The organism is Janthinobacterium aquaticum (genome assembly GCF_009208565.1).
GTDB lineage: Bacteria > Pseudomonadota > Gammaproteobacteria > Burkholderiales > Burkholderiaceae_D > Janthinobacterium.
This window is the reverse complement of record NZ_WFLK01000004.1, coordinates 397467-424364: the sequence shown is the minus strand read 5'-3', so window position 1 is coordinate 424364 and position 26898 is coordinate 397467. Positions and strand designations below refer to the sequence as shown.

Annotated in this window: 21 protein-coding genes; 8 read left to right on the top strand and 13 right to left on the bottom strand. The window is 63.1% G+C overall.

Going from position 1 to position 26898, the window contains the following annotated elements:
- Positions 1-29: 29 nt before the first annotated feature.
- The 6 genes from GCM43_RS09660 to GCM43_RS09635 form a co-directional block, all read right to left on the bottom strand.
- Positions 30-902 carry a MinD/ParA family ATP-binding protein gene (locus GCM43_RS09660; RefSeq protein ID WP_152243570.1) on the bottom strand — a complete coding sequence of 291 codons (873 nt, stop codon included), beginning with the start codon at positions 900-902 and terminating at the stop codon, positions 30-32.
- Positions 895-2199, bottom strand: coding sequence for a flagellar biosynthesis protein FlhF (gene flhF, locus GCM43_RS09655; RefSeq protein WP_152243568.1), 1305 nt, complete (start codon positions 2197-2199; stop codon positions 895-897). The genes GCM43_RS09660 and flhF overlap by 8 nt, the downstream gene beginning before the upstream one ends.
- 244 nt (positions 2200-2443) lie before the next feature.
- The gene (gene flhA, locus GCM43_RS09650; protein WP_152243566.1) at positions 2444-4540 is read right to left on the bottom strand and encodes a flagellar biosynthesis protein FlhA; all 2097 of its coding nucleotides are present in this window, start codon (positions 4538-4540) and stop codon (positions 2444-2446) included.
- Positions 4537-5724, bottom strand: coding sequence for a flagellar biosynthesis protein FlhB (flhB, locus tag GCM43_RS09645; protein ID WP_152243564.1), 1188 nt, complete (start codon positions 5722-5724; stop codon positions 4537-4539). The genes flhA and flhB overlap by 4 nt, the downstream gene beginning before the upstream one ends.
- A gap of 131 nt (positions 5725-5855) precedes the next feature.
- Positions 5856-6860, bottom strand: a complete 1005-nt coding sequence (locus GCM43_RS09640; protein WP_152243562.1) for a fumarylacetoacetate hydrolase family protein — start codon at positions 6858-6860, stop codon at positions 5856-5858.
- 17 nt (positions 6861-6877) lie between these two features.
- On the bottom strand, positions 6878-7588 hold the full coding sequence (locus GCM43_RS09635; protein WP_152243560.1) for a pseudouridine synthase: 711 nt from the start codon (positions 7586-7588) through the stop codon (positions 6878-6880).
- 218 nt (positions 7589-7806) lie between these two features.
- On the opposite strand from GCM43_RS09635, the gene GCM43_RS09630 reads away from it, so the two are divergent.
- Positions 7807-8100: a hypothetical protein gene (locus GCM43_RS09630; RefSeq protein ID WP_152243558.1), complete on the top strand. Its 294-nt coding sequence runs from the start codon at positions 7807-7809 to the stop codon at positions 8098-8100.
- Positions 8101-8343: 243 nt separating this feature from the next.
- On the opposite strand, the gene GCM43_RS09625 is transcribed toward GCM43_RS09630, so the two are convergent.
- From GCM43_RS09625 to GCM43_RS09610, 4 genes are all read right to left on the bottom strand, one after another.
- Complete coding sequence (locus GCM43_RS09625) at positions 8344-9324, bottom strand: S49 family peptidase (RefSeq protein ID WP_152243556.1); 981 nt, start codon at positions 9322-9324, stop codon at positions 8344-8346.
- 21 nt (positions 9325-9345) lie between these two features.
- Positions 9346-9720 carry a Rieske (2Fe-2S) protein gene (locus GCM43_RS09620; protein WP_152243681.1) on the bottom strand — a complete coding sequence of 125 codons (375 nt, stop codon included), beginning with the start codon at positions 9718-9720 and terminating at the stop codon, positions 9346-9348.
- Entirely contained in the window at positions 9720-10379 is a 660-nt protein-coding gene (locus GCM43_RS09615) for an HAD-IIIA family hydrolase (RefSeq protein ID WP_152243554.1), read from the bottom strand. The genes GCM43_RS09620 and GCM43_RS09615 overlap by 1 nt, the downstream gene beginning before the upstream one ends.
- A 77-nt stretch (positions 10380-10456) precedes the next feature.
- Complete coding sequence (locus tag GCM43_RS09610) at positions 10457-11452, bottom strand: RluA family pseudouridine synthase (protein ID WP_152243552.1); 996 nt, start codon at positions 11450-11452, stop codon at positions 10457-10459.
- A 673-nt stretch (positions 11453-12125) separates the two neighbouring features.
- On the opposite strand from GCM43_RS09610, the gene GCM43_RS09605 reads away from it, so the two are divergent.
- From GCM43_RS09605 to GCM43_RS25800, 5 genes are all read left to right on the top strand, one after another.
- Positions 12126-15389, top strand: coding sequence for an Rne/Rng family ribonuclease (locus tag GCM43_RS09605; protein WP_152243550.1), 3264 nt, complete (start codon positions 12126-12128; stop codon positions 15387-15389).
- Positions 15390-15477: 88 nt separating this feature from the next.
- Positions 15478-16821 (top strand): chromate efflux transporter, encoded by a 1344-nt coding sequence (gene chrA / locus GCM43_RS09600; RefSeq protein WP_152243548.1) that lies wholly within the window; start codon positions 15478-15480, stop codon positions 16819-16821.
- A 24-nt stretch (positions 16822-16845) separates the two neighbouring features.
- Positions 16846-17967, top strand: coding sequence for a GTP 3',8-cyclase MoaA (gene moaA / locus GCM43_RS09595; RefSeq protein ID WP_152243546.1), 1122 nt, complete (start codon positions 16846-16848; stop codon positions 17965-17967).
- Positions 17968-18044: 77 nt separating this feature from the next.
- Positions 18045-19889, top strand: coding sequence for a molybdopterin molybdotransferase MoeA (gene moeA / locus GCM43_RS09590; protein WP_152243544.1), 1845 nt, complete (start codon positions 18045-18047; stop codon positions 19887-19889).
- 205 nt (positions 19890-20094) lie between these two features.
- The gene (locus GCM43_RS25800) at positions 20095-21036 is read left to right on the top strand and encodes an MHFG family PEP-CTERM protein (protein ID WP_193315582.1); all 942 of its coding nucleotides are present in this window, start codon (positions 20095-20097) and stop codon (positions 21034-21036) included.
- Positions 21037-21310: 274 nt separating this feature from the next.
- Here GCM43_RS25800 and GCM43_RS09580 read toward each other — a convergent pair whose 3' ends face one another.
- The 3 genes from GCM43_RS09580 to cqsA are packed head-to-tail and all read right to left on the bottom strand — an operon-like array spanning position 21311 to position 24406.
- A complete protein-coding gene (locus tag GCM43_RS09580) occupies positions 21311-22693 on the bottom strand; it encodes a DNA recombination protein RmuC (RefSeq protein WP_152243542.1) in 1383 nt (460 codons plus the stop codon).
- 2 nt (positions 22694-22695) lie between these two features.
- On the bottom strand, positions 22696-23097 hold the full coding sequence (locus GCM43_RS09575; protein ID WP_413770938.1) for a group II truncated hemoglobin: 402 nt from the start codon (positions 23095-23097) through the stop codon (positions 22696-22698).
- Between the two features lie 40 nt (positions 23098-23137).
- Positions 23138-24406: an alpha-hydroxyketone-type quorum-sensing autoinducer synthase gene (gene cqsA, locus GCM43_RS09570; RefSeq protein WP_193315581.1), complete on the bottom strand. Its 1269-nt coding sequence runs from the start codon at positions 24404-24406 to the stop codon at positions 23138-23140.
- A 174-nt stretch (positions 24407-24580) separates the two neighbouring features.
- On the opposite strand from cqsA, the gene GCM43_RS09565 reads away from it, so the two are divergent.
- Positions 24581-25855: a sensor histidine kinase gene (locus tag GCM43_RS09565; RefSeq protein ID WP_226929416.1), complete on the top strand. Its 1275-nt coding sequence runs from the start codon at positions 24581-24583 to the stop codon at positions 25853-25855.
- Positions 25856-25858: 3 nt separating this feature from the next.
- Positions 25859-26854, top strand: a complete 996-nt coding sequence (locus GCM43_RS09560) for a response regulator (RefSeq protein WP_152243538.1) — start codon at positions 25859-25861, stop codon at positions 26852-26854.
- Positions 26855-26898: the final 44 nt, after the last annotated feature.

Here is a 26898-nt window from a genome sequence, read left to right as displayed (position 1 = left end):
TATCTTTATCAAGTACTGCTGCTTATTCGTCAGGCGCTGAAATGGTGCGGGCTCCCCGTCTGGTACAAGGTGGAACCCAGCACCGGCGCCGCCGAACGGGCCAGCCGCTCGGCCAGACCGCGAAACGCCACCGACGCACCGGCCAGCGGAAACGCATCGACCACGCTGCGGCCCAGCCGCGCTGCCCGATGCAAATACTCGTCGGCAGGCACCGAGCCCATCGACGTCAGCTTGACGGCAAGATAACGACTTGCCGCTTGTGCCATATTATCGTATACCACTTTCGCTTCATTTTCGGAAGCGCCGGTGACCAGAATACCGAACGGACGGCGGCCCAGTTCCTGGTTCAGGCGCTTGATCAGGCTGTAGGCAGCCTTGATCGAGGTGGCGCTGGTCGACACCTGCACCACGATATCGGACGAGGCCATCAGGGGCACCGGGAAGCACACGCCGCCCTGGCCGCCTTCATCGACTTCGCCGTCGACCAGCACGATGCCGCTCTGGCGCGCCAGCACGTCGAAGGTCTTGGCCAGGCGGCGCGCATCGTCGTCGCTGGCGTAATCGGGACTATCCATCAGATAGTTCGGCAGGCCCAGGCTGGCCACGCCGAAGCCTTGCGGCACCTGGTGGATCACCTGGTTCAGGCCGCACTGCTGGCGCGCCACGTCGCGCAGGGTGGCGCCGTGCGCCAGGCCCAGGCGCGAGGCGACGCCGTCGCCGCTGGAGCTGGCGTCGACCAGCAGCACTTCATTGCCCACGTGCGCCAGCGAGGCGCCCAGATTGATCAGCATGGCGCCCTTGTCGTCCTGCGGCGTGGCCGACAGGAACGTCATCACCCGCGGTTTCGGGCCGGCAAGCATGCGGCGCAGGCCTTCGGCCTGGTCGAAATCGAAATTAGCCAAGATGCCCCCCACGCGCTTCGTTGTTACGGGCCGCCGCCTGCGCCATCAGCAGCGGCAGTTCGGCGTCGGAATACTGGGTGGCGGCGCTGTCGCGCTTGAGCTTGAAGGCGCGATCGATCAGGTAGGCGCGGTCGGCCAGGTGCAGGTCTTCCGGTACGCGCTGGCCATTCGAGACGTAAAACAGGTTCAGTTTCTGGCGGATGATGACGTCGATCACATTGCCGATCGAAGCTGCTTCATCGAGCTTGGTCATGATGCAGCCGGCCAGGCCGCTACCCTGGTAGGCGCGCACCACTTCGTTCAGCGTTTCCTGGGTGGCCGTCGAGTTGAGGCACAGCAGGCGCTTGACGTCGGCGCCGGCGCCCGACAGCATCGCCACCTGCTCGGTCACCATCTGGTCGCGCTGGCTCACGCCGACCGTATCGATCAGCACCGTATGCTTGTTTTTGAGTTCTTTCAGGGCAATGCGCAGGTCGGCCTCGTCCTTGACCGAATGCACCATCACGCCGAGGATCTTGCCGTAGATGCGCAGCTGCTCATGGGCGCCGATACGATAGGCGTCGGTGGTGATCAGCGCCAGTTTTTCCGGGCCGTGGCGCATCACGCAGCGCGCGGCCAGTTTGGCGGTGCTGGTGGTCTTGCCCACACCGGTCGGGCCGACCAGCGCAAACACGCCGCCCTGCTCGAGCATCGCGTCTTCGTTGGCGACCGAGTTCAGGTTACGACTCAGGACGGTTTTAATCCAGCGCAGGCTTTGCGCACCGTCCAGGCCGGCCGGCAGCTTGTCGATCAGGTAGCGCGCCAGGCTGGCCGAAAAACCGGCCGCCAGCATTTCGCGCAGCACCACGTTCTTTTGCGGCTCGCGCTGCTGGGTCGAGCCCCACGAAATTTCGGCCAACTGGGTTTCCATCATGCCGCGCATGGCGCGAATTTCATTCATCATGCCGTTCATTTCGGCAGCGGCGTTTTCTTTGACGTGCGCCAGCGCGCTGGCCATCATCTGCTGCATGCGCGCCATATCGACCGCTTCAGCGGCCGGCGCAGGACGTGCTGCCGGCGCGGCGCTCGGACGCTGCGGCACGGCAAACTGGGTCTGCAGCTGCGGGCGCGGCTGGGCCATGTCCGACGCTGCCGGCGGCGACGCCAGCGAAGCGGCATCGTCATTGGCCAGCGCCAGGATTTCCACCACGCCGTCGGCCTGGCGGTTCGACAGGATCACGGCGTCCGGCCCCAGCGCTTCGCGCACCTTGCGCAAGGCATCGCGCGACGTTGCGCCGATAAATTTTTTCACATTCATGGACGCCCTCCCGTCATCGGGACTGCACGCTGTGAACTGGACTGTGTGACCATCTTCGACTCCTGTTGCATGAGTGCGGTCTTCAAGATGAGACGCAAATCACTCTGACAGTCTTGATTATCGACGATGCACTGAGGAAATGATCGAAAGAAAAGGCGGGGAAAGTGGGCTTATTTCGAGGAGGTAGGTCGGATTAGGCCCCAACGGGGCCTAATCCGACCTACGGTCTTCATCGATACCACCCTTACTGAGCGCCCACCAAACTGGTCACGCGAATGGTCTTGGTTTCCGGCACCTCGGCGTGCGACAACACTTTGAGCTGCGGCAAGGCGCGGCGCAGGAAGCGCGCCAGCAGTGCGCGCAGCGGGGCCGGCACCAGCAGCACCGGCGTCAGGCCCAGCGCTTCCTGCTGCTGCGCGGCCAGGCTGGCCTGGTGCGCAATCGTGTCGGCCAGGCCCGGCTCAATGCCGGCGCCGTCGCCGCCGGCGCTCATGGCCTGCATCAGCAGGCGTTCCAGGCGGTTGTCGAGCGTCATTACCGACAGTTCGGCAGCGCCAGGGAACAATTGCTGCACGATGGCGCGGCCCAGCGAGACGCGCACCAGCGCCGTCAGGTCGTTGGCGTCCTGGGTATGCACGGTATGTTCGGCCAGGGTTTCAATAATGGTGCGCATGTCGCGGATATGCACGCCTTCCATCAGCAGGTTCTGCAGCACTTTTTGCAGCGTCGACAGCGACAGCATCTTCGGCACCAGGTCTTCCACCAGGCGCGGCGCTTCCTTGCCCAGATGGTCGAGCAGCGACTGCACTTCGGCGCGGCCCAGCAGTTCGGACGCGTGCGAGGTAATCAGATGGTTCAAGTGAGTGGCCACTACCGTACCGGCGTCAACCACCGTGTAACCCATCGACTGGGCCTGGTCGCGCAGGCTGGCGTCGATCCAGGTGGCGGGCAGGCCAAAGGCCGGGTCGCTGGTGGCCACGCCGGGCAGGCTGCCACTGGCCATGCCGGGGTTGATCGCCAGGAACTGGCCGTTGAACGCTTCGCCGGTGCCCACTTCCACGCCCTTGAGCGTGATGCGGTAGGCCGAGGGTTTCAGTTCGAGGTTGTCGCGGATATGCACGGGCGGCGCCAGGAAACCCACTTCCTGGGCAAACTTCTTGCGGATGCCCTTGATGCGCTTGAGCAGCTCGCCGCCCTGCGACTTGTCGACCAGCGGAATCAGGCGGTAGCCCACTTCCAGGCCGAGGGTGTCGACCGGCATGATGTCCTGCCAGCTGGCCTCCTCCTGCTCCGGCGCCACGGTGGCCTGCGGCGCTTCAGGCGGCGCTTCGGCGGCAGCCTGTTTCTTTTGCGCGGCCTTGGCGGCCAGGTATCCGGCGCCCCCCAGCAAACCGGCCAGCAAAATGAACACCAGATTGGGCATGCCGGGAATCAGGCCCATGCCGCCGATAATGCCGGCAGTGATATACAGCACTTGCGGCTTGGCAAACAGCTGGCCGACCAGTTGGGTGCCGATGTCCTGGTCGCTGGCCACGCGCGAGACCACGATACCGGCAGCGGTCGAGATGATCAGCGATGGAATCTGCGCTACCAGGCCGTCACCGATGGCCAGCAGCGTGTAGTTCTTGACGGCGTCGGCAAAGGGCATGTCATGCTGGATCAGGCCGACCAGCAGGCCGCCGACGATATTGATAATGGTCACCATGATGCCGGCAATCGCATCGCCGCGCACGTATTTGCTGGCGCCGTCCATGGCGCCGTAGAATTCGGCTTCCTGTGCTACCTCAAGGCGGCGGCGGCGCGCTTCGTCTTCGGCGATCAGGCCGGCGTTCAGGTCGGCGTCGATCGCCATCTGCTTGCCCGGCATCGCGTCAAGTGCAAAGCGGGCGCCCACTTCGGCGATACGGCCGGCGCCTTTGGTGACCACGGTGAAGTTGATGATGGTCAAAATAATGAACACCACGATACCGACCGTGTAGTTGCCGCCAATCAGGAAGTGGCCAAACGCTTCGATCACTTTACCGGCCGCATCGGCGCCGGTATGGCCTTCGGTCAGCACCACGCGGGTGGAGGCCACGTTGAGCGACAGGCGCAACATGGTCGACACCAGCAAAATGGCCGGAAAGGCCATGAAGTCGAGCGGCTTGACGGTATACAAGGCCGTCAACAGCACGATAATCGACAGCGCGATATTGAAGCTGAAGAAAATATCGAGCACAAAGGCCGGCAGCGGCAGGATCATCATCGCCAGCAGCATGACGATCAGGATCGGCGCGGCGAGTCCCTTGCTGGCGCTGCCTTTGAGTCCGCTGAGCCAGCTGGGCATGGTCAGGCCGTTCATGGGTTACTTCCTTTATCGTTCTTGTTCTGCTCGGCAGTGTTTTGTGAGGCGGGGTTGTGCGGGTCCAGTTCAGGCGGCACATCGAGTTTGTTCGGCTTGTCCGGCCGCTGGCCGTGGCCCTTGCCATAGCTGCGCAGCTGGAATACATAGGCCAGCACTTCGGCCACGGCGCCATACAGCGCTTCGGGAATCTCGTCGCCGATCTCGGTATGCTTGAACAGCGCGCGCGCCAGCGCCGGTGCTTCCAGGATCGCCACCTTGTGCTCGCCGGCCAGTTCGCGGATCTTGGCGGCCACCTCGTCGGCGCCCTTGGCCACCACCTGCGGCGCACCGCGCGAGTTTTCACCATACTTGAGCGCCACCGCATAGTGGGTCGGGTTGGTCACCACCACATCGGCCGTCGGCACATCGGCCATCATGCGCCGGCGCGACATCTCATGCTGCATCTGGCGGATCTTCTGCTTGATCTGCGGATTGCCGTCGGACTCCTTGGCTTCCTGCTTGACTTCCTGCAACGTCATCTTCATCTTGTTGGCGTAATGCCACATCTGGTACGGACCGTCGATGGCGGCAATCAGGCCCAGTGCGCCGACGATAAACAAAAAGGCACTGATCAGCATGCTGATCATATGGGCCGAGCCGCTGCGCAGCGCTTCGACCGACAGGCCGATCACGGCGTCCTTGTGGTACTGCATCACCAGATAAGCCACGAAACCGACCACGATGGTCTTGCCGATCGCCTTGATCAGCTCGACCAGGGCGTTTTTCGACACCATATTGCCCAGGCCGCGTATCGGGTTGAGCTTGCCGAACTTGGGAACAAACGCCTTGGAGCTGAACAGCCAGCCACCTACCAGCAACGGCGAAGCGAGCGCCACGATCATGATGGCAATCGCATACGGCAGGCAGGTCAGCAGCACCGAGCCGACATCGTGGCCCACGCGCAGCAGCATCACATTGGGATTCATGATCTGCTCGCGGTCCAGGCTCAGGCCCGACACCAGCACCGCCGACAGGCGCCGCACGATCGATTCGCCGGCAAACCACAGGCAGCAGCCGGCCGCCATCAGCACCGTAAAGGTCGCTACTTCACGCGATCGCGGAACGTCGCCTTCCTCACGCGCCTGCTCGAGGCGCTTCGGTGACGCGGATTCGGTCTTTTCTGCGTCGCTGTCGTCCGACATCAATCAACTCCGGTGAAGTCCTGCGCCTGGCTAGGCGCAATGGGACTGGGCAAGCTGTATTATCGGCGCACCGCAGGGGCGCCCATCAGGCGAACAGCAGGCAAAACCCCCTGCATTTCACGGATGAAACGTCAGGCCGGGCGCGCACGCCGACCGTCGAACTGCCTGACGTTCTGCTCGATGGCGCCGAACACCGACTTGCCGTCGTCGCCCAGCATCTCGATGCGCAGGCTATCGCCAAACTGCAGATAGGGCGTACTGGCAGCACCATCGGCAATGATCTCCTGCGTACGTCGGTCAACGATACTGGAAAAACCCTTTTTGACTTCCTTGTTGGCGACGCCGCCAGCACTGATCACGGCGCCGGCCCTGACCGGACGCGTGCGGCACAGATGGGCCAGCAGTTGCGGATAATTGAAGGTCATGTCGGCGCCGGCGTTGGGCTGCCCCGCCAGCTTGCCGTTCACGCTCGAGCGCAGTGGCAGGTGCACCCTGCCGCCACGCCAGGCGTCACCCAGTTCATCAGGTGTAATGGCCACCGGCGAACAGGCCACGGCCGGCTTGGCCTGCAGGAAACCGAAACCGGTACCGGCCTCTTCGGCGGCCACGTTGCGCAGCGTAATGTCGTTGAACAGCATCAGTAGCTTGATGCCCATCTGCGCCTGGTCGGGCGTGGCGGCCATTGCCACATCGTCGGTAATCACGGCCAGGCCGGCCTCGTAATCGATGCCCCACTCCACATGGGCCAGTTCGATATCGGCGCAGGCGCCCAGGAAATTGTCGCTGGCGCCCTGGTACAGGCGCGGCGTCTCGCGCAGGTCGGCCGGCACCTCGCGTCCGGCGGCCTTGCAGGCGCGCTCAATCTGTTGCAGGTAAGACACGCCAGCCACGCGCGCACTGCTGCGCGGCAACGGCGCCAGGCAGTTGGCGGGATCGAAGTCAAAGGCGCGATGGCCGCGCCCACTGTTAATGGTCTGATACAGCAGGTCGAGCTGGGGCGCGATAAAGGTCCAGTCATCGAGCGCCTTTTGCAGCGTGGGCGCAATGCCGTCGGCCAGGTGCGCCGTCTTCAGGTCGCGCGAGACGACAGCAAGCTGGCCATCGCGCGTGCCGTCATTTAATGTAGCTAACTTCATGGTTTCAAATGATGGGGTCAGGCCAGCAACGCCAGTTGCTCACGCGTCAGGTAGCACCATTCGCCTTCGGCTATGTCCAGCGACGCCAGCGTCAGACTGCCGATGGCGGAGCGGTGCAGTGCGCTGCAGTGGTTGCCGGCGGCGGCCAGCATGCGCTTGACTTGGTGGTATTTGCCCTGCTCGAGCACGATTTCCAGCTGGTGCTCGCCGCGCTTGATGCAGGTCAGCGCAGCGAGCGGCGCCGGTTCGTCATGCAGTTTCACGCCGGCCAGCAGTTGCGCCACCAGCTCATCGGTCACCGGGTCTTGCGTGGTGGCCTGGTAGATTTTCGGAACATGGCGCTTCGGCGACGATTGTGCATGGATAAAGGGGCCATCGTCGGACATCAACAGCATACCGGTGGTATCGTGGTCAAGCCGGCCGACCGGCTGCACTTCGCGCCAGCTGAACTGCTCGGGCAACAGCGTCAGCACGCCGGGGTGATGGCTGGGCTTGCGTGAGCATTCGAAATTGGCCGGCTTGTTGAGCGCGATATACACATGCTCATGGTAGACCCACTCTTCATCAAATACATTGAGCACCAGGCCGTCGGTTTCAACGGTGGTGCGGTAATTGGTCTGGGTGACGCCGTCGATCACGACGTCGCCGTCTTCAATCAGGGAACGACAGTACTTGCGGGTGCCAAAACCCTGCGATTGCAGGATGCGGTCTAGGGATAATTTGCTCATGGGCGTGACTTTACCAGATGCGGCAGGCAGCGGGAAGTCGCGCTGCTGCACAGTTACTGACGAGTTCAAGGACTGTTTTTGGCCTGGCAGGCCATTTCTTTTGAGATATGTCAAATAGCAGGAAATTTGCTTGGCTAGACTGAAAACCTCATTAGGAATTTGCCTACTGAGCATTAGGAATATCGACCTGAGCCGCTAGTTAGCCAAGAAAGATTGCCATGACAAACCCTACCCGTTCACTGGAAAGCTGTGTCGCCGAGATGCGGACACGCATTGCCGCCGAACACAACGCCATGCACCTGGCCCAACTGACCCTGGCGCGCTGGCGCGCTCCGCTTGCTGGCGCCAGTGCCGTCGCCAGCACCATGCCGGCCAGCCAGTCGCGCTGGTACGCACAGACGCAACAGCACTTTCATGCCTGGCTGGCCGACGGCGGCTTTGCCCGCACTGGCGCCAGCGAACCAGGCACGGCGCTGACAAGCTGTCGGCATGAGCAGGAACAAACAAAGTGATCAAGTCGGCAGCCAAAAGGAAACGGCGGCATTGCGCCGCCGTTCCCAAGTCCCATCGGGACTATAGTGAGGAATATAAATTCACTCAGAACCGCATCGTCGATGCGGCAAGTAGTTCAAGACCTGCATTCAAGTTCGTACCGACCACTTGTGAAGATTGTCGTCTGATTTATCTCATCCTCCCTTGAAGTGAACTACGATACCAATATAGCTCACCTGACAGTATTTTCAAGTGAAAATTATTCAGCGTAATAACGGCTGGGTTTGCTGCGCAGCAGCCTTGATGGCGCCCGCGCCCATGGCCGCGCCAAATTTTTTCAGCACCCGCTCCGGCAAGCCTTCATGCTGGGTATAGTCGACGATGTCTTCGGCCTTGACGATGTCGCGCGCCACGCTGTCGACCGTGCCAAAATCATCGGCCAGGCCCATTTCCACGGCGCGCGCGCCGGTCCAGTACAGGCCGGAGAAAGTGTCGGCAGTTTCTTTCAGGCGCTTGCCGCGGCCGCTGCGCACCACCTCGATAAACTGGTCATGAATTTCGTCCAGCATGCCCTGGGCATAGGCCTTCTGCTTGTCGCCCATGGGGCTGAACGGGTCCATAAAGCCCTTGTTGACACCGGAGGTGAGCAGGCGGCGTTCGACGCCGACCTTTTCCATGGTACCCGTGAAACCAAAGCCGTCCATCAGCACGCCGATCGAGCCGACCACGCTGGCCTTGTTGACATAGATGCGGTCGGCCGCTGCCGCTATATAGTAGCCACCCGAGGCGCACATCTCGTCGACCACCACATACAGCGGCTTGTCAGGATAGCCTTTGCGCAGGCGGCGCATTTCATCAACGATCATGCCGGCCTGCACCGGGCTGCCACCCGGACTATTGATATGCAGCACCACGGCCACCGAACCGCTGTCGGAAAACGCCTTGTCCAGCGCCGGGATCACCACGGCGGCCGAGCCGCTGCCTTCGGCCTCGATGCTGCCGTTGATATCGATCAGCGCCGTATGGCGGCCCAGCGTCTCGCTGTCGTCGGTATTGTTATAGTCATAAAAGACCCACAAGGCGAACAGCACGATCAACAGGCTGAACAGCTTGAAGAAAATGCTCCAGCGCCGGTGCGCGCGCTGCTCCTGCAAGGTGGCAAACACCAGCTTTTCCAGCACGTCCCGTTCCCAATGGCCGGCCGGCGCGCCGCCGACGGGCTTGTCATTCGTGTTATCGCTCATAATTTGCCTTGCAAGAATCTACTATTTTTTTACCGGCGTAACATAATCGTCGGGCTGCCAGTACAACTGGCCGTCGCGCTCGCTGACCAGGATCGGACGCAGTCGCCCGCCCTTGCAGGGGCCGCCTGCACACAGGCCACTTTCCGGCACATACACGGCGCCATGCGTCGAACACATCAGATACAAGCCGCTCGATTCGAAAAATTCGCCTTCGGCCCAATCGAGTTCGATCGGCACATGGGCGCAGCGGTTCAGGTAGGCATACGCCTTGCCTTCGTGACGCACCACGAAACCGGTCGCGGCCTGGCCGCCAGCGAGCACGGCAAAGCGCACACCCTTGCCGCCGCTGGCGACCGCATCGGCCGGGCCAATCAACAACTCTTCGGGCGCGTCCATCATGCGTGCTCGCTCAGCCATTGATGCAGCTGCGCCACGCTCGGCGCCGAATACAGGGCCGGACAGGTTTTGAGCTCGTGGACCGGATGGGCGCCATATTCGACGGCAATACCGGCCGCCCCCGCGTTGCTTGCCATCTGCAGATCATGCGTGGTGTCGCCGATCATCACGGTGCGGCGCATGTCCTGCCCCAGTTCACGCGTCAGCTCCTGCAGCATGGCCGGATGCGGCTTGGAAAAAGTTTCATCGGCGCAACGCGTGGCATCGAACAGCGACAGCAATTTGACGGCGTTGAGCGAACGGTTCAGGCCCACGCGGCTCTTGCCGGTGGCAACGGCCAGGAAATAGCCTTCGCCGGACAGCTCCTGCAGCATTTCCTGTACACCCGGAAACAGCGTCATCTCATGATCACGCGACAGCGCGTGATAGCGGTAGCGCTCGGCCATGCGTGCGTGGAACTTCGGCTCGAGACCGGGCATGGCCAGCTGCATCGCTTCGAGCAGGCCCAGCCCGATCACATGCGAGGCCAGCAAATCGGTCGGAACCGGCAAGCCCAGATCCCTGGCCGCGGCCTGGATGCATTTCACGATGGTCGAGGTACTGTCCATCAGGGTACCGTCCCAATCGAAGACGATCAGATCAAATTGCTTTCTTGCCATGTTTCCCGACGACCCAGCCGCCGGCTCCTTGAAGTAATGTTGGCCGCCAGCCGCCTTGTGAGCAGCTGCTGCGGCAATTAGCGTGCAGCCATGGACAACGGTTTGCCCAAGCTTACCAAGAAACGCTGGCACTCGGCGGCCAACGGTGCATTGAGCGTCATCGGCCGGCTGCTGTCCGGGTGGATGAACGTGATCTGGTGCGCGTGCAGGAACATGCGTTTGAGCGCGCCGCGCGTGGCGTCGGCCTTCAACAAGGCGCGATTGAGCGCAAAGTCACCGTATTTGTCGTCGCCGACAATCGGAAAGCCCGACGACGACAGGTGCACGCGGATCTGATGCGTGCGGCCGGTCTTCAGTTCAGCTTCCAGCAAGGCAAAGTCATTGTACTTATGCAATAGCGAAAACACCGTATGCGACGCCAGACCATCGGCCTGTACCGAAACGCGGCGCTCACCATCCGCAGTTGTATATTTATGCAATGGCAACTTGATATGCTGGCGCGCATTCTTCCAGTCGCCAGCCACCATCACCAGATAGCGCTTGTCGGTCACGCCGTCGCGCATCTGCTCGTGCAGATTAGTCAGCGCCGAACGTTTCTTGGCCAATAACAACAGGCCCGAGGTGTCGCGGTCGAGCCGGTGTACCAGTTCCAGGAACTTGGCGTCCGGGCGCGAAGCGCGCAATTGCTCGATCACCCCGAACGACACGCCCGAGCCGCCATGCACGGCCACGCCGGCCGGCTTGTCGATCACCAGCAGGTGGGCGTCTTCAAAGATGATAGCGAATTCGGCGGCCGGCGCGCCGGTATGGGCCTTTTCGGCCACGCGCACCGGCGGTATGCGCACCACGTCGCCGGCGGCCAAGCGGTACAGCTGGTCGATGCGGCCCTTGTTGACGCGCACCTCACCGGAACGCAGGATGCGGTAGATGTGGCTTTTAGGCACGCCCTTGCATACTCTTAGCAAGTAGTTATCGATGCGCTGACCGGCCTCTTCTTCGGCGATCGTGACGAATTGTGCTTGCGGTTGAACCGGGGGTGTTGAAGGGGGAACAACATCATTTTGACTCTTCATTTACTATGTCTTCCCAGAAATCTCTCTAAGTCCTTCATTTTGAATATATAATCATTTCGCTGCGGCCCTGGCTGCTGCTGGTGTAAGAATAAAAGCACATTTTACACAGGGGCGTCTCCACCGGCCCCGCCAAATTGCAAATTCGGTGGAAAAAAATGTATACGCACCAGCCTCGCGTAGATCAAGGTTGCACCGTAGTTGTAATCGGATAAGGCGCGGGGATGCTGAAGAGAGTGACCTGGATTATAAGGATAAGTACCCGTTAGCGAGGCTGATCGAGCCGGGCTCGCGGGTTGATGAAGTTGATAACGCTTGCCGTTTTCGCCAAACCCCGTATGAAGCCACAGTATTGAGGGTTGTCGATGAATAGGCTGAGGCTCGGGCCTCGCCATCGCGATTCCAGTATGTGAGCCTTACGATTTGGCTCTGAATTTGCTGACCGCTTGCATTCTCTGCACCTGACACGGGTGCATCAGATGAGTGCAGGTGTCATGTCACTCGGCATGTCGATCGACCTCATGCGCCACGTTGCGGCCGTAACGTCATCACGTTATTGCGCCGCACGACCCGGCATTTCCCCCGCCATCACTCCCGTTCTCGCGTATATCCCTGTACTTTTGCTGTTTCTCCGGAAACAGCTTTGAGACGGCCTACGGGTCGCGGAGTTATAAAAATGAAACGCATGTTGTTTAATGCAACGCAGCAAGAAGAATTGCGCGTTGCCATCGTCGACGGTCAGAAACTGATCGACATCGATATCGAGACCGCCGGGCGCGAACAGCGCAAGTCGAACATCTACAAAGGCGTGATCACCCGCATCGAGCCTTCGCTCGAAGCCTGCTTCGTCAGCTACGGCGAAGACCGCCATGGTTTCCTCCCCTTCAAAGAAGTTGCCCGCACGTATTTCCGTGAAGGCGTCGATGTGCGCAATGCGTCCGTCAAGGAAGCGCTGCGCGAAGGCCAGGAAATCATGGTCCAGGTGGAAAAGGAAGAGCGCGGCAACAAGGGCGCGGCGCTGACCTCGTTCGTGTCGCTGGCCGGCCGCTACCTGGTGCTGATGCCGAACAACCCGCGCGGCGGCGGCGTATCGCGCCGTGTCGAAGGTGAAGAGCGCCAGGAATTGCGCGAAACCATGGACAAGCTCGACTTGCCAGCAGGCATGTCGGTGATTGCCCGCACCGCCGGCATCGGCCGCAACGTCGATGAACTGCAGTGGGACCTGAACTACCTGATGCAACTGTGGCGCGCCATCGAAGGCGCCGGCAAGTCGGCCAACGGCGCGTTCCTGATCTATCAGGAAAGTTCGCTGGTGATCCGCGCCATTCGCGACTACTTCCAGCCAGATATCGGCGAGATCCTGATCGATACCGACGAGATCTACGAACAGGCACACCAGTTCATGAGCCACGTGATGCCCGATATGGTGCACCGTGTAAAACGCTACAGCGACGATGTACCGCTGTTCTCGCGCTTCCAGATCGAACACCAGATCGAGACGGCCTACTCGCGCACGGTGCCGCTGCCATCGGGCGGCGCGATTGTTATCGACCATACCGAAGCGCTGGTCTCGGTCGACGTCAACTCGGCACGCGCCACGCGCGGTTCCGACATCGAGACCACCGCCTTCAACACCAACTGCGAAGCGGCCGAAGAAGTGGCGCGCCAGCTGCGCCTGCGCGATCTGGGCGGCCTGATCGTGATCGACTTTATCGACATGGAAGTGGCCAAGAACCAGCGCGAAGTCGAACAGCGCCTGAAAGACGCGCTGCACCATGACCGTGCACGTGTACAAATGGGCAAGATTTCGCGCTTCGGCCTGATGGAACTGTCGCGCCAGCGCCTGCGCCCTTCGCTGTCCGAAGGCTCGCACGTGACCTGCCCGCGCTGCTCGGGCACCGGCCATATCCGCGATACCGAATCGTCCGCCCTGCAGGTGCTGCGCATCATCCAAGAAGAGGCGATGAAGGAAAACTCGGCCACCATCCACGTGCAAGTGCCGGTGGACGTGGGCGCCTTTTTGCTCAATGAAAAGCGTGGCGAAGTGCTGAAGATCGAAAGCCGCCACCGCATCACCGTGATCCTGATCCCGAACAAGCATCTGGAAACGCCGCACTACAAGCTCGAGCGCATCAAGCATGACGATCCGCGCCTGGAAGACGCGCAAGCCAGCTACAACCTGGCCGAGCACGCTGAAACCGATATGGCCTACAGCAAGCGCCAGAAGGAAGAAGCCAAGCCGCGCCAGGAAGCCATGGTCAAGACCATTACGCCTGAGGCCGCACCTATCGTCGAGCGTAAACCGGTCGACGTGGCGCCAGCACCGGCGCCAGTGCCAGCGGCACCGGAAGGCATTATTGCCAAAATCATGCGTTTCTTCAGCGGCGCGCCAGCACCGGTGGCGGCAGCGCCTGCACCCGTAGCGCCGGTCAAGCCGGCAGCGACGACAGACCGTGGCGACCGCAACAGCCGTGGCCCGCGTGGCCGTGGCCGCAACGGCAAGCCGGGCCGCGACGAACGCGAACCTGGCCAGGCGCGTCCAGGCCAGGAAGAAGCAGCCAAGGAAACCGACGGCCAGGACAAGGCAGCACGTCCGCCACGCCCGCCGCGTCCGCCACGCGAGCCGCGTGAAGCACGCGACCCGGCAGACGCAGCAGCACCACAACGCGCAGAGCGCGAGCCACGCGGCGAGCGTCCTGAGCGCGGCGAGCGCGGTGAGCGTCCTGCACGCCAGCCACGCGAAGCGCGCGAACCACGCGCCGACAAGGCCGCCTTTGAAGTCAAGCCGGAACTGAAAGCCGACGTCAAGGCCGAAGAGCTGGCCGCCGTGGGCGTCACGGCCACCGCCATCAATGTGGTGGTGCCGTCGGCAGGTCCGGCAACGGATGCACCAGCGCCAACGAGCCTGGTCAAAGCCGAGGGCAATTCCGGTCCGGAAGGTGAAGAAGGCGAAGAAGGCGAAGGCGAAGAGCCGCGCCGCCGTCGTCGTCGTGGCGGCCGCAACCGCAATCGCCGTGACCGTGAAACCGGTGAGTTGATCGAATCGGCAAACGGCGAAGGCCAGGACGCACCGGTGATCAGCTTTACGGTTGCCCCCGCGCCAGAAACCTTGATCGCCAGCGTGGCAGTGGCCGTGGAAACGACCGAAGTTGCCGCCACCGACACCACGCCAGCACTGGTGGTCACGGAAGTGGTGGAAGTGACCGATGTGGTCACGGTCACGCCAGTGCAGGAAGTAAAGCCAGCATCGACTCCTGCAGCGGCCGCCGAAGCGCCTGTTGCTGAAGCACCTGCTGCTGAAACCGCGCCAGCCGTGGAGACGCCAGTACAGGCACCAGTACCGATGCCTGAAGCAGCTGTTGCCGATACCGCTCCGGCAGCCGAAGTCATCGTGCCTGCCGCTGCCACGGAAGCCGTGATTGCTGCAGCCCAGGCCGTGCCGACAGAAGCGGAACCGGCACCAGCGGCCGAGTACAGCTTTGCTGCACCAGTGGAAGCGGCGCCGGCAGTGGTTCAGGAAGCTGCACCAGTGGCTGAGCAAACCAGCGCTGCGCTCGCCGAGCCTGCGCCAGTGGCAGCAGTAGCTGCAGAGCCTGCAGTTGTCGAGCCTGTCAGCGCACCTGTGACGGCACCGGCAGCAGTGACCGAGGTGGCTGCTGCCGAGCCGGCACCCGTTGTAGCCGACGTTGCAGCACCAGCATCGGCGCCAGTGCCAGTGCCAGTGCCAGCAGCAGCGCCAGCCGTTGCCGCGCCGGTGGACCTGAACGCCGTACTCGGTTCGGCTGGCCTGACCATGGCAGCGACCGACCCGGAAAAACTGCGTCTGGCGCGCGAAGCTGCCGCCAATGTCGTGAAGCCGGAGCGCAAGCCGCGCGAACGCAAGCCTTTGCCGCCGCAATCGGATGAGCCGCTGATCCAGGTCAATACGCTCAACAAGTAATCAGCGCCGGGTTCGCCCTACGCAAACCAGCCAAAAGGGAAGCGTGAGCTTCCCTTTTTTCATGCCGCCAGCAAACACGCCGCCAGCCATGTCCACCACACTGCCTCCCGACCACGTCACCTTGCGTACCGCCTTCTGGTACTGGCTCAAACTTGGTTGTGTCAGTTTCGGCGGCCCGGCCGGGCAGATCGCCATGATGCACGCCGAACTGGTCGAGCGGCGGCGCTGGATTTCTGAACAGCGATTTTTGCATGCACTCAATTACTGCATGCTGCTGCCCGGGCCCGAAGCGACCCAGCTGGCCATCTATATCGGCTGGCTGTTGCACCGCACCGCTGGCGGCGTGCTGGCCGGGCTGCTGTTCCTGCTGCCTTCGCTCGGCGTACTGATCGCGTTGTCCTGGCTGTATATGGCCTACGGCCAGCTGGCCGCGGTGAGCGCCATCCTGTACGGCGTCAAGCCGGCAGTGGTCGCCATTGTGGTGGCGGCAGCGTGGCGCCTGGGACGGCGTACCTTGCGCAGCCCGGCCTTGCTGGCCCTGGCTGGCGCTGCTTTTCTCGGCATCGCCGTGCTGCATCTGCCATTTCCCTTGATCGTGTTGGGTGCGGCCCTGCTGGGCCTGATCGGCGGCATGCTGCTGCCGCAACAGTTTGCCCCTCCTGCCGCCCCTTCTGCCGCCCCTGGCACCGCTGCGCAGCCGCATGCGGCAGCGCTGATCGACGACCATACGCCAACGCCATCGCATGCCAGGCTGAGCTGGCCGCGCCTGCTGCGTACCTGCCTGCTCGGGCTGTCGCTGGCGTTGCTGGCCTGGGCCCTACTCGCCTGGGCCGGTGGGCGCCATCACCCGCTGTCGCAGATGGCGGTCTTTTTCGGCAAGGCCGCCTTGCTGACCTTTGGCGGCGCCTACGCCGTGTTGCCTTATTTATACCAGGGTGCGGTCGAGCATTTCCACTGGCTCACTGCTGCCCAGATGATGGACGGCCTGGCGCTGGGCGAGACCACGCCGGGGCCTTTGATCATGATCGTGGCCTTTATCGGCTTTGTCGGCGCCTGGGGCCAGGCCGCTGTCGGTGTGCCACTGTGGCTGGCAGGCTTGTGCGGCGCGCTGGTCACGGCCTGGTTTACGTTTCTGCCATCGTTTATCTTTATTCTGGCCGGCGCGCCGCTGGTCGAAGCCACGCGCGGCAACCTGCGCCTGCAGGCGCCGCTGACGGCCATCTCGGCCGCCGTGGTCGGCGTCATGGCCAGCCTGGCCGTATTTTTCGGCCGTCACGTGTTTGTACCGGGTGCCGATCCGGGCGGCATCGACTGGCTGGCCGTGGCGCTGGCCGGCACGGCTTTGCTGGCGCTGTTACAATTTCGGGTGGGCACCATCAAACTGCTGCTGTCCTGTGCCATTTCCGGCCTCGTGCTATCGTACCTGCCTTGACCTTCCTTACCGTGTTCTACCTTCATGCCTGACAAGATCATCTACCTTGCCGACGCCCGCCATGGCGCGCTGTCGATACCGAAGCTGCTGGAGCCGGCAACCGGCCAGCTGTCGGACCGGCGTGGGCGGCCGCTGCATGACTTGCGCATTTCCATCACGGACCGCTGCAATTTCCGCTGCGTCTATTGCATGCCGAAAGATGTCTTTGACAAGAACCATGTGTATCTGCCGCATAAGGATTTGCTGTCGTTCGAGGAAATCACCCGCATTGCGCGCCTGTTCGTGGCGCACGGCGTGGAAAAAATCCGCCTGACCGGGGGCGAGCCGCTGCTGCGCAAAAACATCGAACGCCTGGTCGGCATGCTGGCCGAACTGCGCACGCCATCGGGCCAGCCGCTGGACCTGACGCTGACCACCAACGGCTCGCTGCTGGCGAAAAAAGCGCAATCGCTCAGGGACGCCGGCCTGAACCGGGTTACCGTTTCGCTCGACTCGCTCGACGAGACCACCTTCAGGCGCATGAACGACGTCGACTTTGCGGTAGCCGACGTCCTGCACGGCATCGATATGGCGCACCAGGTGGGGCTGGGGCCGGTAAAGGTCAATATGGTGGTCAAGGCCGGCATGAACGATCAGGAAATCGTGCCGATGGCGCGGCACTTCAAGGGTACGCCGACCATTTTGCGCTTTATCGAATACATGGATGTGGGCGCCTCGAATGGCTGGGACCTGAAGGAAGTGATTGCATCGGGCGAAGTGGCGCGCCGCATCGGCGCACACATGCCGATCGAGCCGATCGACCCCAACTATGCGGGCGAGACGGCAGCGCGCTGGCGCTACAGCGACGGTAGCGGCGAAATCGGCCTCATTTCCAGCGTGACGCAGGCGTTTTGCGCCGACTGCAGCCGCGCCCGCCTGTCGACCGAAGGCAAGCTCTATACCTGCCTGTTCGCCACCGGCGGGCACGATCTGCGCGCACTGCTGCGCAGCAGTCATAGCGATGCAGAAATTTCTACCGCCATCGGACGGCTGTGGCGCGTGCGCGGCGACCGCTATTCCGAATTGCGCGCCAGCCAAAGCAGCAAGGATGGCACGGCCCTTGACGCCGGTAAAAAGAAAGTGGAAATGTCGTATATCGGCGGCTGAATCGCGCCAGCAGATCGCCGGCCGCATGCCGGCACTGCTAACATGACGGCTGGCGCCATCAACCGCACGACTTTCGCATGATCGAACAACACTCCATTACCGGCCTGGTCCTGGCCGGCGGCCTGGCAACACGCATGGGCCGGGTCGACAAGGCCATGCTGCCACTGCACGGCCAGAGCCTGCTGCAGCACATCGTGCAGCGCCTGGCGCCGCAGGTTGGCCTGCTGGCCATCAACGTCAATACCCCTACTGAACAATATGCAGCGCTGGGCCTGCCGCTCTGGCCCGATGACCTGGCCGATCACTGCGGTCCGCTGGCCGGCCTGCAAAGCGGGCTGCGTCGCGCCGCCACGCCATATGTGCTCAGCGTGCCATGCGATACGCCGATGTTGCCGCCTGACCTGGTGCAGCGCCTGGCCGCAGGGCTGGAAGCGGCCGGGGCCGACCTGGCCATCGCGGTGACCGAAGAAGTCGATGCCGGCGGCCAGCGCCTGCGCCGCCGCCATCCGGTATTTTGCCTGGTAGGGACGTCGGCCCTGCCCCAGCTCGACGCCTATCTGGCCAGTGGCGAGCGCAAAGTCAGCGCCTGGCACGGGCCCTTGCGTGTGGCCGAAGTGCTGTTCGAGAACGAACTGGCCTTCCGCAATATCAATACACCTGAACAACTGGCGGCACTGGAAGCCGAAGGCCTGTCGGTCGACAGCGCGCAGGCCATGCTTGCGGGCGCAGTCGCACCGGTTGCCGAAGTCGAACAATTGCCGGTGCAGCAGGCGCTGGGACGGATACTGGCCAGCGATATCATTTCACCGATCAGCGTACCGGCGCATGACAACTCGGCCATGGACGGCTACGCACTGCACGGCGCCGACCTGGCTGGCGGCGGCAGCGTCAGCCTGCAGGTCGCCGACACCATCCTGGCCGGGCGACCCGGCACGGTGGCGATTGTGCCGGGCCAGTGCGCGCGCATCATGACCGGCGCGGTAATGCCGACCGGCTGCGACAGCGTGCTGCCGCAGGAACTGGTGCGCCAGGCCGACGACGGCCGGATCGTGTTCGACGCAGCAGCCATCCGGCCCGGCGCCAACCGCCGCTTCAAGGGCGAAGACCTGATGGCCGGCCAGCCGGCGCTGCTCGCAGGCAAGCTGCTGGGTCCGGCCGAACTGGGCCTGGTCGCCTCGCTGGGCATTGCCAGCGTACCGGTGCGGCGGCGCCTGCGCGTGGCGTTTTTTTCCACCGGCGATGAATTGCGTTCGCTGGGCGAAGCGCTGACGCCTGGCGCCATCTACGACAGCAACCGCTACACCCTGCTGGGCATGCTCGAGCGGCTCGGCTGCGAACTGCTCGACATGGGCATCGTGCGCGACCATCCCGACGCACTGGAAGCGGCGCTGCGCCAGGCCTGCGCGCAGGCCGATGTGATCATTACCTCGGGCGGCGTGTCCTCCGGCGCGGCCGACTTTACGCGCGAGGTGCTGGCGCGGCTGGGCCAGGTGGCATTCTGGCAGCTCAATATGCGCCCGGGCCGGCCAATGGCGTTCGGCACCATCGGCACCGACGGCCACCAGGCGCTGCTGCTGGGATTGCCGGGCAACCCGGTGGCAGTGATGTCGACTTTTTATTTTTTGGCCCGCCCTACGCTGCTGCGCATGATGGGCGCCGATCCGGCCGCCACCGCGCTGCCGCGCCTGCGCGTGCCGGCGCAGGCGGCGATCCGCAAGAAACGCGGCCGCACCGAATTCCAGCGCGGCATCGTCAGCATCGACGGCGATGGCCGCCAGCAGGTCAGCGTGACCGGTGCGCAAGGCTCGGGCATCCTGCGTTCGATGAGCGAAGCGAACTGCATGATCGTGCTGCCCGAAGCGCAAGGCAACGTGGCTGCCGGCGAACTGGTCGATATCGTGCTGTTCCATGGTTTGACCTGACCGCATCGCGCTTTGCCGACGCCACCGTCCTGCTTGCAGGCGGTGGCGTTTTCATTGCAGCTGGAAAAGTAAGTTTTTGAGAGGAAACATCAATCAGATTCTTATGTAATTTACCTAACATTTATTATAATAATTTTATTTATTTCTTGAGACTTTAATTTCTTCGGTGATAACATCGAATCTCATCTTCTGGATAGATTTCGATATGATTTCCTCTAAGAAACTGGCAGTCCAACGCATCGCTTGCCATAGCAACGGTTATCTCCTTACCATGCTTTGCCTGCTGATGGCGTGCTTCCTGGCGTCTCTGCCCGCCCCCGCCTACAGCGCCAGCCGCGCTGCCGTGCTGGAAAACTGCAACTGGAACCGCCCCGGCGTCGACCCTTTCATGGGAGACGTGGTGGCCGCAGTGGACCGGTATACCGAGATTGCCCCCGCCGTGCGGGAGGAGCTGAAACAGCGCATGCGCGATCGCCAATATGACGAGATCGTGGTGATCAGCCGCGACGCGATCACAGGCAAGGAACGTTACGACGCCCGCATCAGCCAGATGCATTTTGGACAGGGCCGGGTATGCAAGAATGTGACACGCGCTGGCTGGAGCGACACAATGCGCGAGCGCGGACTGGTCTACTGCGTCAAGGGCGAATGCATCCTGGTGCCGACCATCTGCCGCAATGTCAGCCGCATTGCGCTGGCCGGCGGCGGCATGCCTGCCGGTGGCGCTGGCGGTGCAGGTGCTGGCGCTGCAGGCGAAGGCGGCGCTGCCGGCCCCGGCGGCGTGGTACCCATCGGCGCCTGGCCCGAAGGGCCGCCCGGCATGCATGCTACCGAACTGGGCGTACCCATCATCGATAATCCGGACGCGCCGCGCGGCGGCATCGCGACCGGCGGCAATACGGCCTCGAGCACGCCGCTGCCTTCATTTATACCGGGCTCGACCGTGTATATGGGCGGCGGTGGCGGCGGCGGCTCCCGCGGCGGCGGCGGCATGATCAGCCCGCCGGTGCAGCCCACCGTGATCGTGCCGACGCTGCCAACCGAACCGAGCGTGATCCCGGCAGTGCCCGAGCCGCAAACCTGGGCCATGCTGGCGGCCGGCCTGCTGCTAGTGGCCGGTGCCGCCTGGCGCCGCCGCGGCGCCTGAATGCAGGCTATGACGGTAATGCCGCTAAATTAAGCTTTTTCAAGCATTGAAAGTCGCAAGGCGAAAAAATGGCGGGCCAGCGACGCGAGCCCGAGAAAATGCCGATGGCGGCGTTGCAGCTCCTCGCCGTACTGGCGTACTGTCTTCGTCGCTGCGCCTTGCCCTCGACATTTTTCAGGCCCGCTTGGCCCGGTGCTCCTGTGCCGGCGCAAGGCGTGTTGTCACTTTTTAGTGGTGTGCTTGTGGCGCTGGGGCGCTAACTAGCGGCATCAGGCTATGGCGGCGGATCGCCGTCGGCGCTGTCGCTGGCAGAACCGAGCAATAGCGCCGCCGCCTCGCCCGGCAGCGCTTCGACCGACTTGAGCTTGCGTGTCATCTGGCGGCTGCGCACTTCGGCGCTTTCGATATTGCGCGCTGCTTTTTCCAGCGTCTGCCGGGTTTGCGACAGCACGTCGCCGAATTTGGCAAACTCGGTTTTCACCGCGCCCAGCACCTGCCACACTTCGGACGACCGCTTTTCCAGCGCCAGCGTGCGAAAGCCCATCTGCAGGCTGTTGAGCAAGGCCGTCAGCGTGGACGGGCCGGCAATGCTGACGCGATGAACGCGCTGCAGTTCATCGGCCAGCCCCGGGCGGCGCATCACTTCGGCATACAGGCCTTCGGTCGGCAGGAACAGGATGGCGAAATCGGTGGTGTGCGGCGGCGCCAGGTATTTGTCAGCAATAGTTTTGGCTTCGCCGCGCACCGCGCGTTCGAGTTCGCGCCCCGCTAGCAGCACGCCCTCGGCGTCGGCGCGTTCGGCCGATTCGACCAGGCGTTCGTACTGCTCCTTGGGAAACTTGGCATCGATCGGCATCCACACGGGCGCTCCGCCATCGGTCAGGCCCGGCAGTTTCAGCGCAAACTCCACGCGCGCGCCGCTGCCGGCGATAGTTTCCACGTTCTTGGCGTACTGGTCGACGGTCAGTACCTGTTCCAGCAGCATTTCCAGTTGCACTTCGCCCCAGGTGCCGCGCGTCTTGACGTTGGTCAGCACCCGTTTCAGGTCGCCCACGCCCAGCGCCAGCTGCTGCATCTCGCCCAGGCCCTGGTGCACTCTTTCCAACCGTTCCGACACCTGCTGGAATGAGGCGGACAGGCGCGTTTCCAGCGTGGCGTGCAGCTTTTCATCGACTGTCTTGCGCATTTCTTCAAGGCGCGCGCCATTGTCGCTTTGCAACTCGCGCATCTTGCTTTCCAGCGTGGCGCGCACTTCGAGCAGGCGCTGCGCATTCGATTCGGTCAGCTTGGCCAGGCTCTGATTGGTGCTGTCGGCAAAGCGCGCCAGGCTTTGCGCCTGCTCTTCGCGCCCCACTTTGCCTTGCGCCTGCATCTGCGCACGCAGGCTGTCGAGCTGCTGCAAGGTGGCTGCCTGGAACTGCGCCAGGCCGCTGGCCAGGTCCTGGCGCGTGGCCTGCGCCGACGCCTGCAGCTGCAGCCGCACTTCGCGTTCGACGCGGTCGATGCGCTCCAGGCTTTGCTGCTGGTGCTGCTGAACCAGCGCCAGCGTGGTGGCGCCGTCGGTGCCACCGCCGCGTGGGCGCAGCAACAGCAAGACCAGCAGCGCCATCACCACGACCAGCGCGCCCAGCAACATATAGAACTCGGTTGAAGTCATGATCAGTCGGGCTTGTTGCGCATCCAGTCGGCGGTCTGATAGAACGATTCCATCAGGCGCACGCGCAGGGATTCTTCGATGCCGGTGTCTTCCATGGCCCAGGCCATGGCGCGCAGCCACTGGTCGCGCTCGCTGGTGCCGATCGCATACGGCAGGTGGCGCGCGCGCAGGCGCGGGTGGCCGAACTTTTCGATATACAGATCGGGCCCGCCCATCCAGCCGGTCAGGAAGAAATACAGCTTGTCGCGCGAGCCATCGGTGGCCGGCGGATGCATGGCGCGGATGCCGGCAAACTCCGGCTCGAGCTCCATCAGGTCGTAAAAGCGGTCGACCATCTGGCGCAGCACGGACGCGCCGCCGATGGTCTCATACAGGGTAGTGGTGGTATCGGTCATGGCCGCCATGATAGCGCAAGCGGCCATCGACTGTTTTCATCAGCTGCCACTAGACCAGCGCCAGCTTGCGCAGGCGCCGCGTCGATGGCCAGCGCGCAAGCTCGACTTCATCGCGGATGGCTGCGCACGCCGCCAGCACGCGCGCAAGTTCGTCGTGGCGCAGGCCGGCATTGATGGTCAGGCGCACCAGTGAGCGGTTCTTCGGCGTGGCCGGCGCGCAAAATACGGCGCCATACACGCCATGGCGCTCGAGCGCCTTGCGCAGCCTGAGCGTATCGGGCTCGATACCCGCTTCGAGCGCGATAATCTGCTCGCTACCCTCGCGCATGTTATAGCCCAGCTCGGCCAGGCCCGCACGCAGCACGGCGCTGTTGCGGTGCAGCGCAGCGCGGCGCGTATCGGCGACGGGCGAGGCGATGAAATCGAGCGCGGCGTCGAACCAGGCCAGCTCATGCTCGAGCAGGCAGGAACTGAAAATGGCCGGCCGTGATTCTGACAAAAAATAGCCCTTGAAACGCTCGGAGCAGGTGATCAGGCCGGCGCGCCCGCCAAACGCCTTGGCCAGCGAGGCGGTGCGAAAATGCACGCGCGACGCCAGTGCCTGCTCAACCACCAGCCCGGCGCCCTGTGGGCCATGCGTGCCCAGCGAATGCGACTCGTCGACGATCAGCATGCTGTCGCTGCGCTCTGCGATCTCCACCATCGCGGCCAGCGGCGCCACGCTGCCGTTGGTGCTGTACAGGGCGTCGATAACGATCACGCCCGGGCCATGCCGCTCGAGCAGCCGCTGCAACTGGGCCACATCGTTATGCAAAAAGGCGTGCGCCTGGGCTTGCGCCGACTGCGCGCCCTCCCACAATGAGGCGTGGGCCTGCATGTCGAGGTAGACCGGCATGCCTGGGCCGGCCAGGCTTTGCAGCAGCCCGACATTGGCGGCCCAGCCCGATTGCGCCAGCACGCACGCTTCGCTGCCCAGGAAAGCGGCCAGACGGCGCTCCAGACGGTGCTGTCGGCTGCCTTGCTGCAGGAACACCGATGACATCAGCATGGCGCCGCCGCCCGACAGCACCTGCGCCTGCGCGGCCAGCAAGGCCGGCTCGGCCGCGATATTGAGGTAATCATTACCGGCAAGCATGACCGCATGGTCCGGCATCGCCTGCCATTGATGCAGGTGTTCACCGCCGAGCAGCTTGCCGATGCGTTCGACGTAATGCGCATCCATGCGCTGGCGCACCAGGGCCGGCAGATGCTGCTCGGCGTGCATGACGGTAGTTGTCATCAAGTTGGAAGACAGCGAAGAAGACAGTGGCTGGTTCATAAGAGCTCCATCAGTGGTTGTGGGGGAAATACCGCAACCAACATGCGTGAGCACCGGGCCTGCCGATTGATATAGCGCAAAGAAGCGCGCAATCGTCCTTTTTCCAAATGGAAACGGGCCGATCATGTGGTACCGACCTCCCGACCAGCCTGTCCACCACCCTTGAACCCAGTGATGCAAGCGCGCTCTCCCTCAGGAACATTCTGGCAAGGCACGCTGCTGCGGCCCTTCCTGCAGTTCCACGACACCATGGAACACATGCCAGTGCGGCGCAACCAGGTGCGCGCGCTGGCCGTGATCGGCGCCATCGGCATGCCGCTGTACTACACGCTGTGGCATACGCTGTTGCCGCAGCCTTACGAGTCGCCCATCCTGCGCATCGTTGCCGGCCTGCTGTTCCTGCCGGCGCTGTGGCCGGCGCGCTTTAGCAACCGCTGCTTCAGCATCTACCTGTTTATCGGGCTGACGTTCGAGCTGCCGTTTTTCTTCACGCTGATGTTCCTGATGAACCACGCCTCCACGCTGTGGGTGCATTCGCTGCTGGTGGCGCTGATCGTGCTGTTTCATTTCGACACGCGCATTGCCGCACTGGCCTACCTGGGCGGCACCGTGCTGGCCTGCGCGGTCTTTGCGCTGATCGGCGATCCGGCCTTTCTGCTGCAGCGCGAAGTGTTGCAACAACTGCCGGTACACTGGTTTGCCATCGCCGTGCTGTCGGTGGTCAAGGCCGGGCGGCAGGTGGGCGAACAGCAAAAGCTGGCCGGCCTGGCGGCGGGTCTGGGCAGCGTGGCGCACGAATTGCGCACGCCGTTAGTGAGCGTGGAGGCCAATGTGCGCGGCCTGCAGCGCCGGGCCGCCATGCCCGAGAACGACACCAGCGACCATGCCGCCGCCACGGAAGCGCTGGCGCGCATCCAGTTTGAAGTGCGCCATATGCATCATATGATCGATCTGTTCCTGCTCAGCGCCAGCGCCGTCAACCAGAAAATGGAAGCGAACGAAACCGTTTCCATGCATGCCAGCGTGCTAGCCGTGCTGGCGCGCTATCCGTTTGCCAGCAGCGCGGAGCGCGACAGCGTTAGGCTCGAACTGCGCAGCGACTTCCGGTTTGCCGGCCAGGGCGAGCTGTGCGTGGTTATCCTGCTGAACCTGCTGCGCAATGCGCTCAAGAGCCTGCAACGCGCCGGCAAGGGGCGCGTGCGCATCATTATCGACGGTGCACGCCGCACGCCACGCCTGTTGGTCATCGATACCGGCAGCGGCATTGCCGCCAGCCGCCTGCCGTTGATCTTCGACCGCTTTTACTCCTACCCGGCCCACACCGGCAGCGGCATCGGCCTGGCGCTGTGCCGGCAAATCATGCAGGCCTGGCGCGCGCGCATCGCCTGCGTGTCGCGCGAGCACGGCTACGCCATTTTCATCCTCGAGTTTCCCCAACCTGCAAGGTGACGCATGCCCCTGCCCGTCTACACCCATCCCACGCTGACCGTACTGGTCGACGACAGCAGTTCCTTCCTGAAAAGCCTGTCGTTCCAGCTCGACCCGGCACTGGCGCGCAAGACCTTCCACGACGCCGGCGCCGCGCTGCAATGGCTGCATCAAGCCACGCGGGCGCACGCCGGCGACAGCGCGCTGCATGTCAACTTCGATACGCAGAACCTGCCGCCCGACCAGTGCAACGTGGCGCTCGACGTCGAGCGCATCTGGCGCATCAGCGGGCAGGCGCAGCGCTTTGCCACGCCCTCGGTGCTGGTGGTGGACTATTCGATGCCGCAGATGAACGGACTGGAATTGTGCCAGGCAGTGCGCGAGCTGCCGTGCAAGAAGATATTGTTTACCGGCGCGGCCGATGAAAAGGTGGCCGTGTCGGCCTTCAACCGTGGCCTGATCGACCGCTATATCAAGAAGAGCGACGACGATGCGCTCGACATCCTGGAACGTGAAATAGTCGCCTTGCAAGGCGAGTACTTCCAGCAACAGTCCGACACCCTGCGCGACCTGCTGGTGCTGCACAACTACCCATTCCTGCAGGACGAGGCGCTCACTGCGCTGGTGCACGCGCTATGCCGCCAGCACGGCTTTGTCGAGCACTATATTTTCCCCAATCCCGGCGGCATCCTGTTTTTCACGCGCGACGGCCGGGCCCAGCTGATGATCATTGAAACCGCGCACAGCCTGCACACGCAATACGAAATGGCGCGCGACAGCGCCGCACCGCCGGCGCTGCTCGAAGCGCTGCTGGAAAAACGCCTGATCCCCTATTTTTCAGGGCCCGACAGCGATGGCATGTATAGCGCCAGCATCGGCGAGAACTGGTTCCGCTACTGCGCCCCGCCGCAACTGTGCCGTGGCCAGGAAGACTATTACTGGGCGCTGTTCAACCTGCCACCGCATCTGCTGGCGCAGCCGGTGCTGTCGCATGCGCAGTTTCTGAAAACGGCGCCGTAGGTCGGATTAGGCCCCAAAGGGGCCGTAATCCGACACCATTGTTG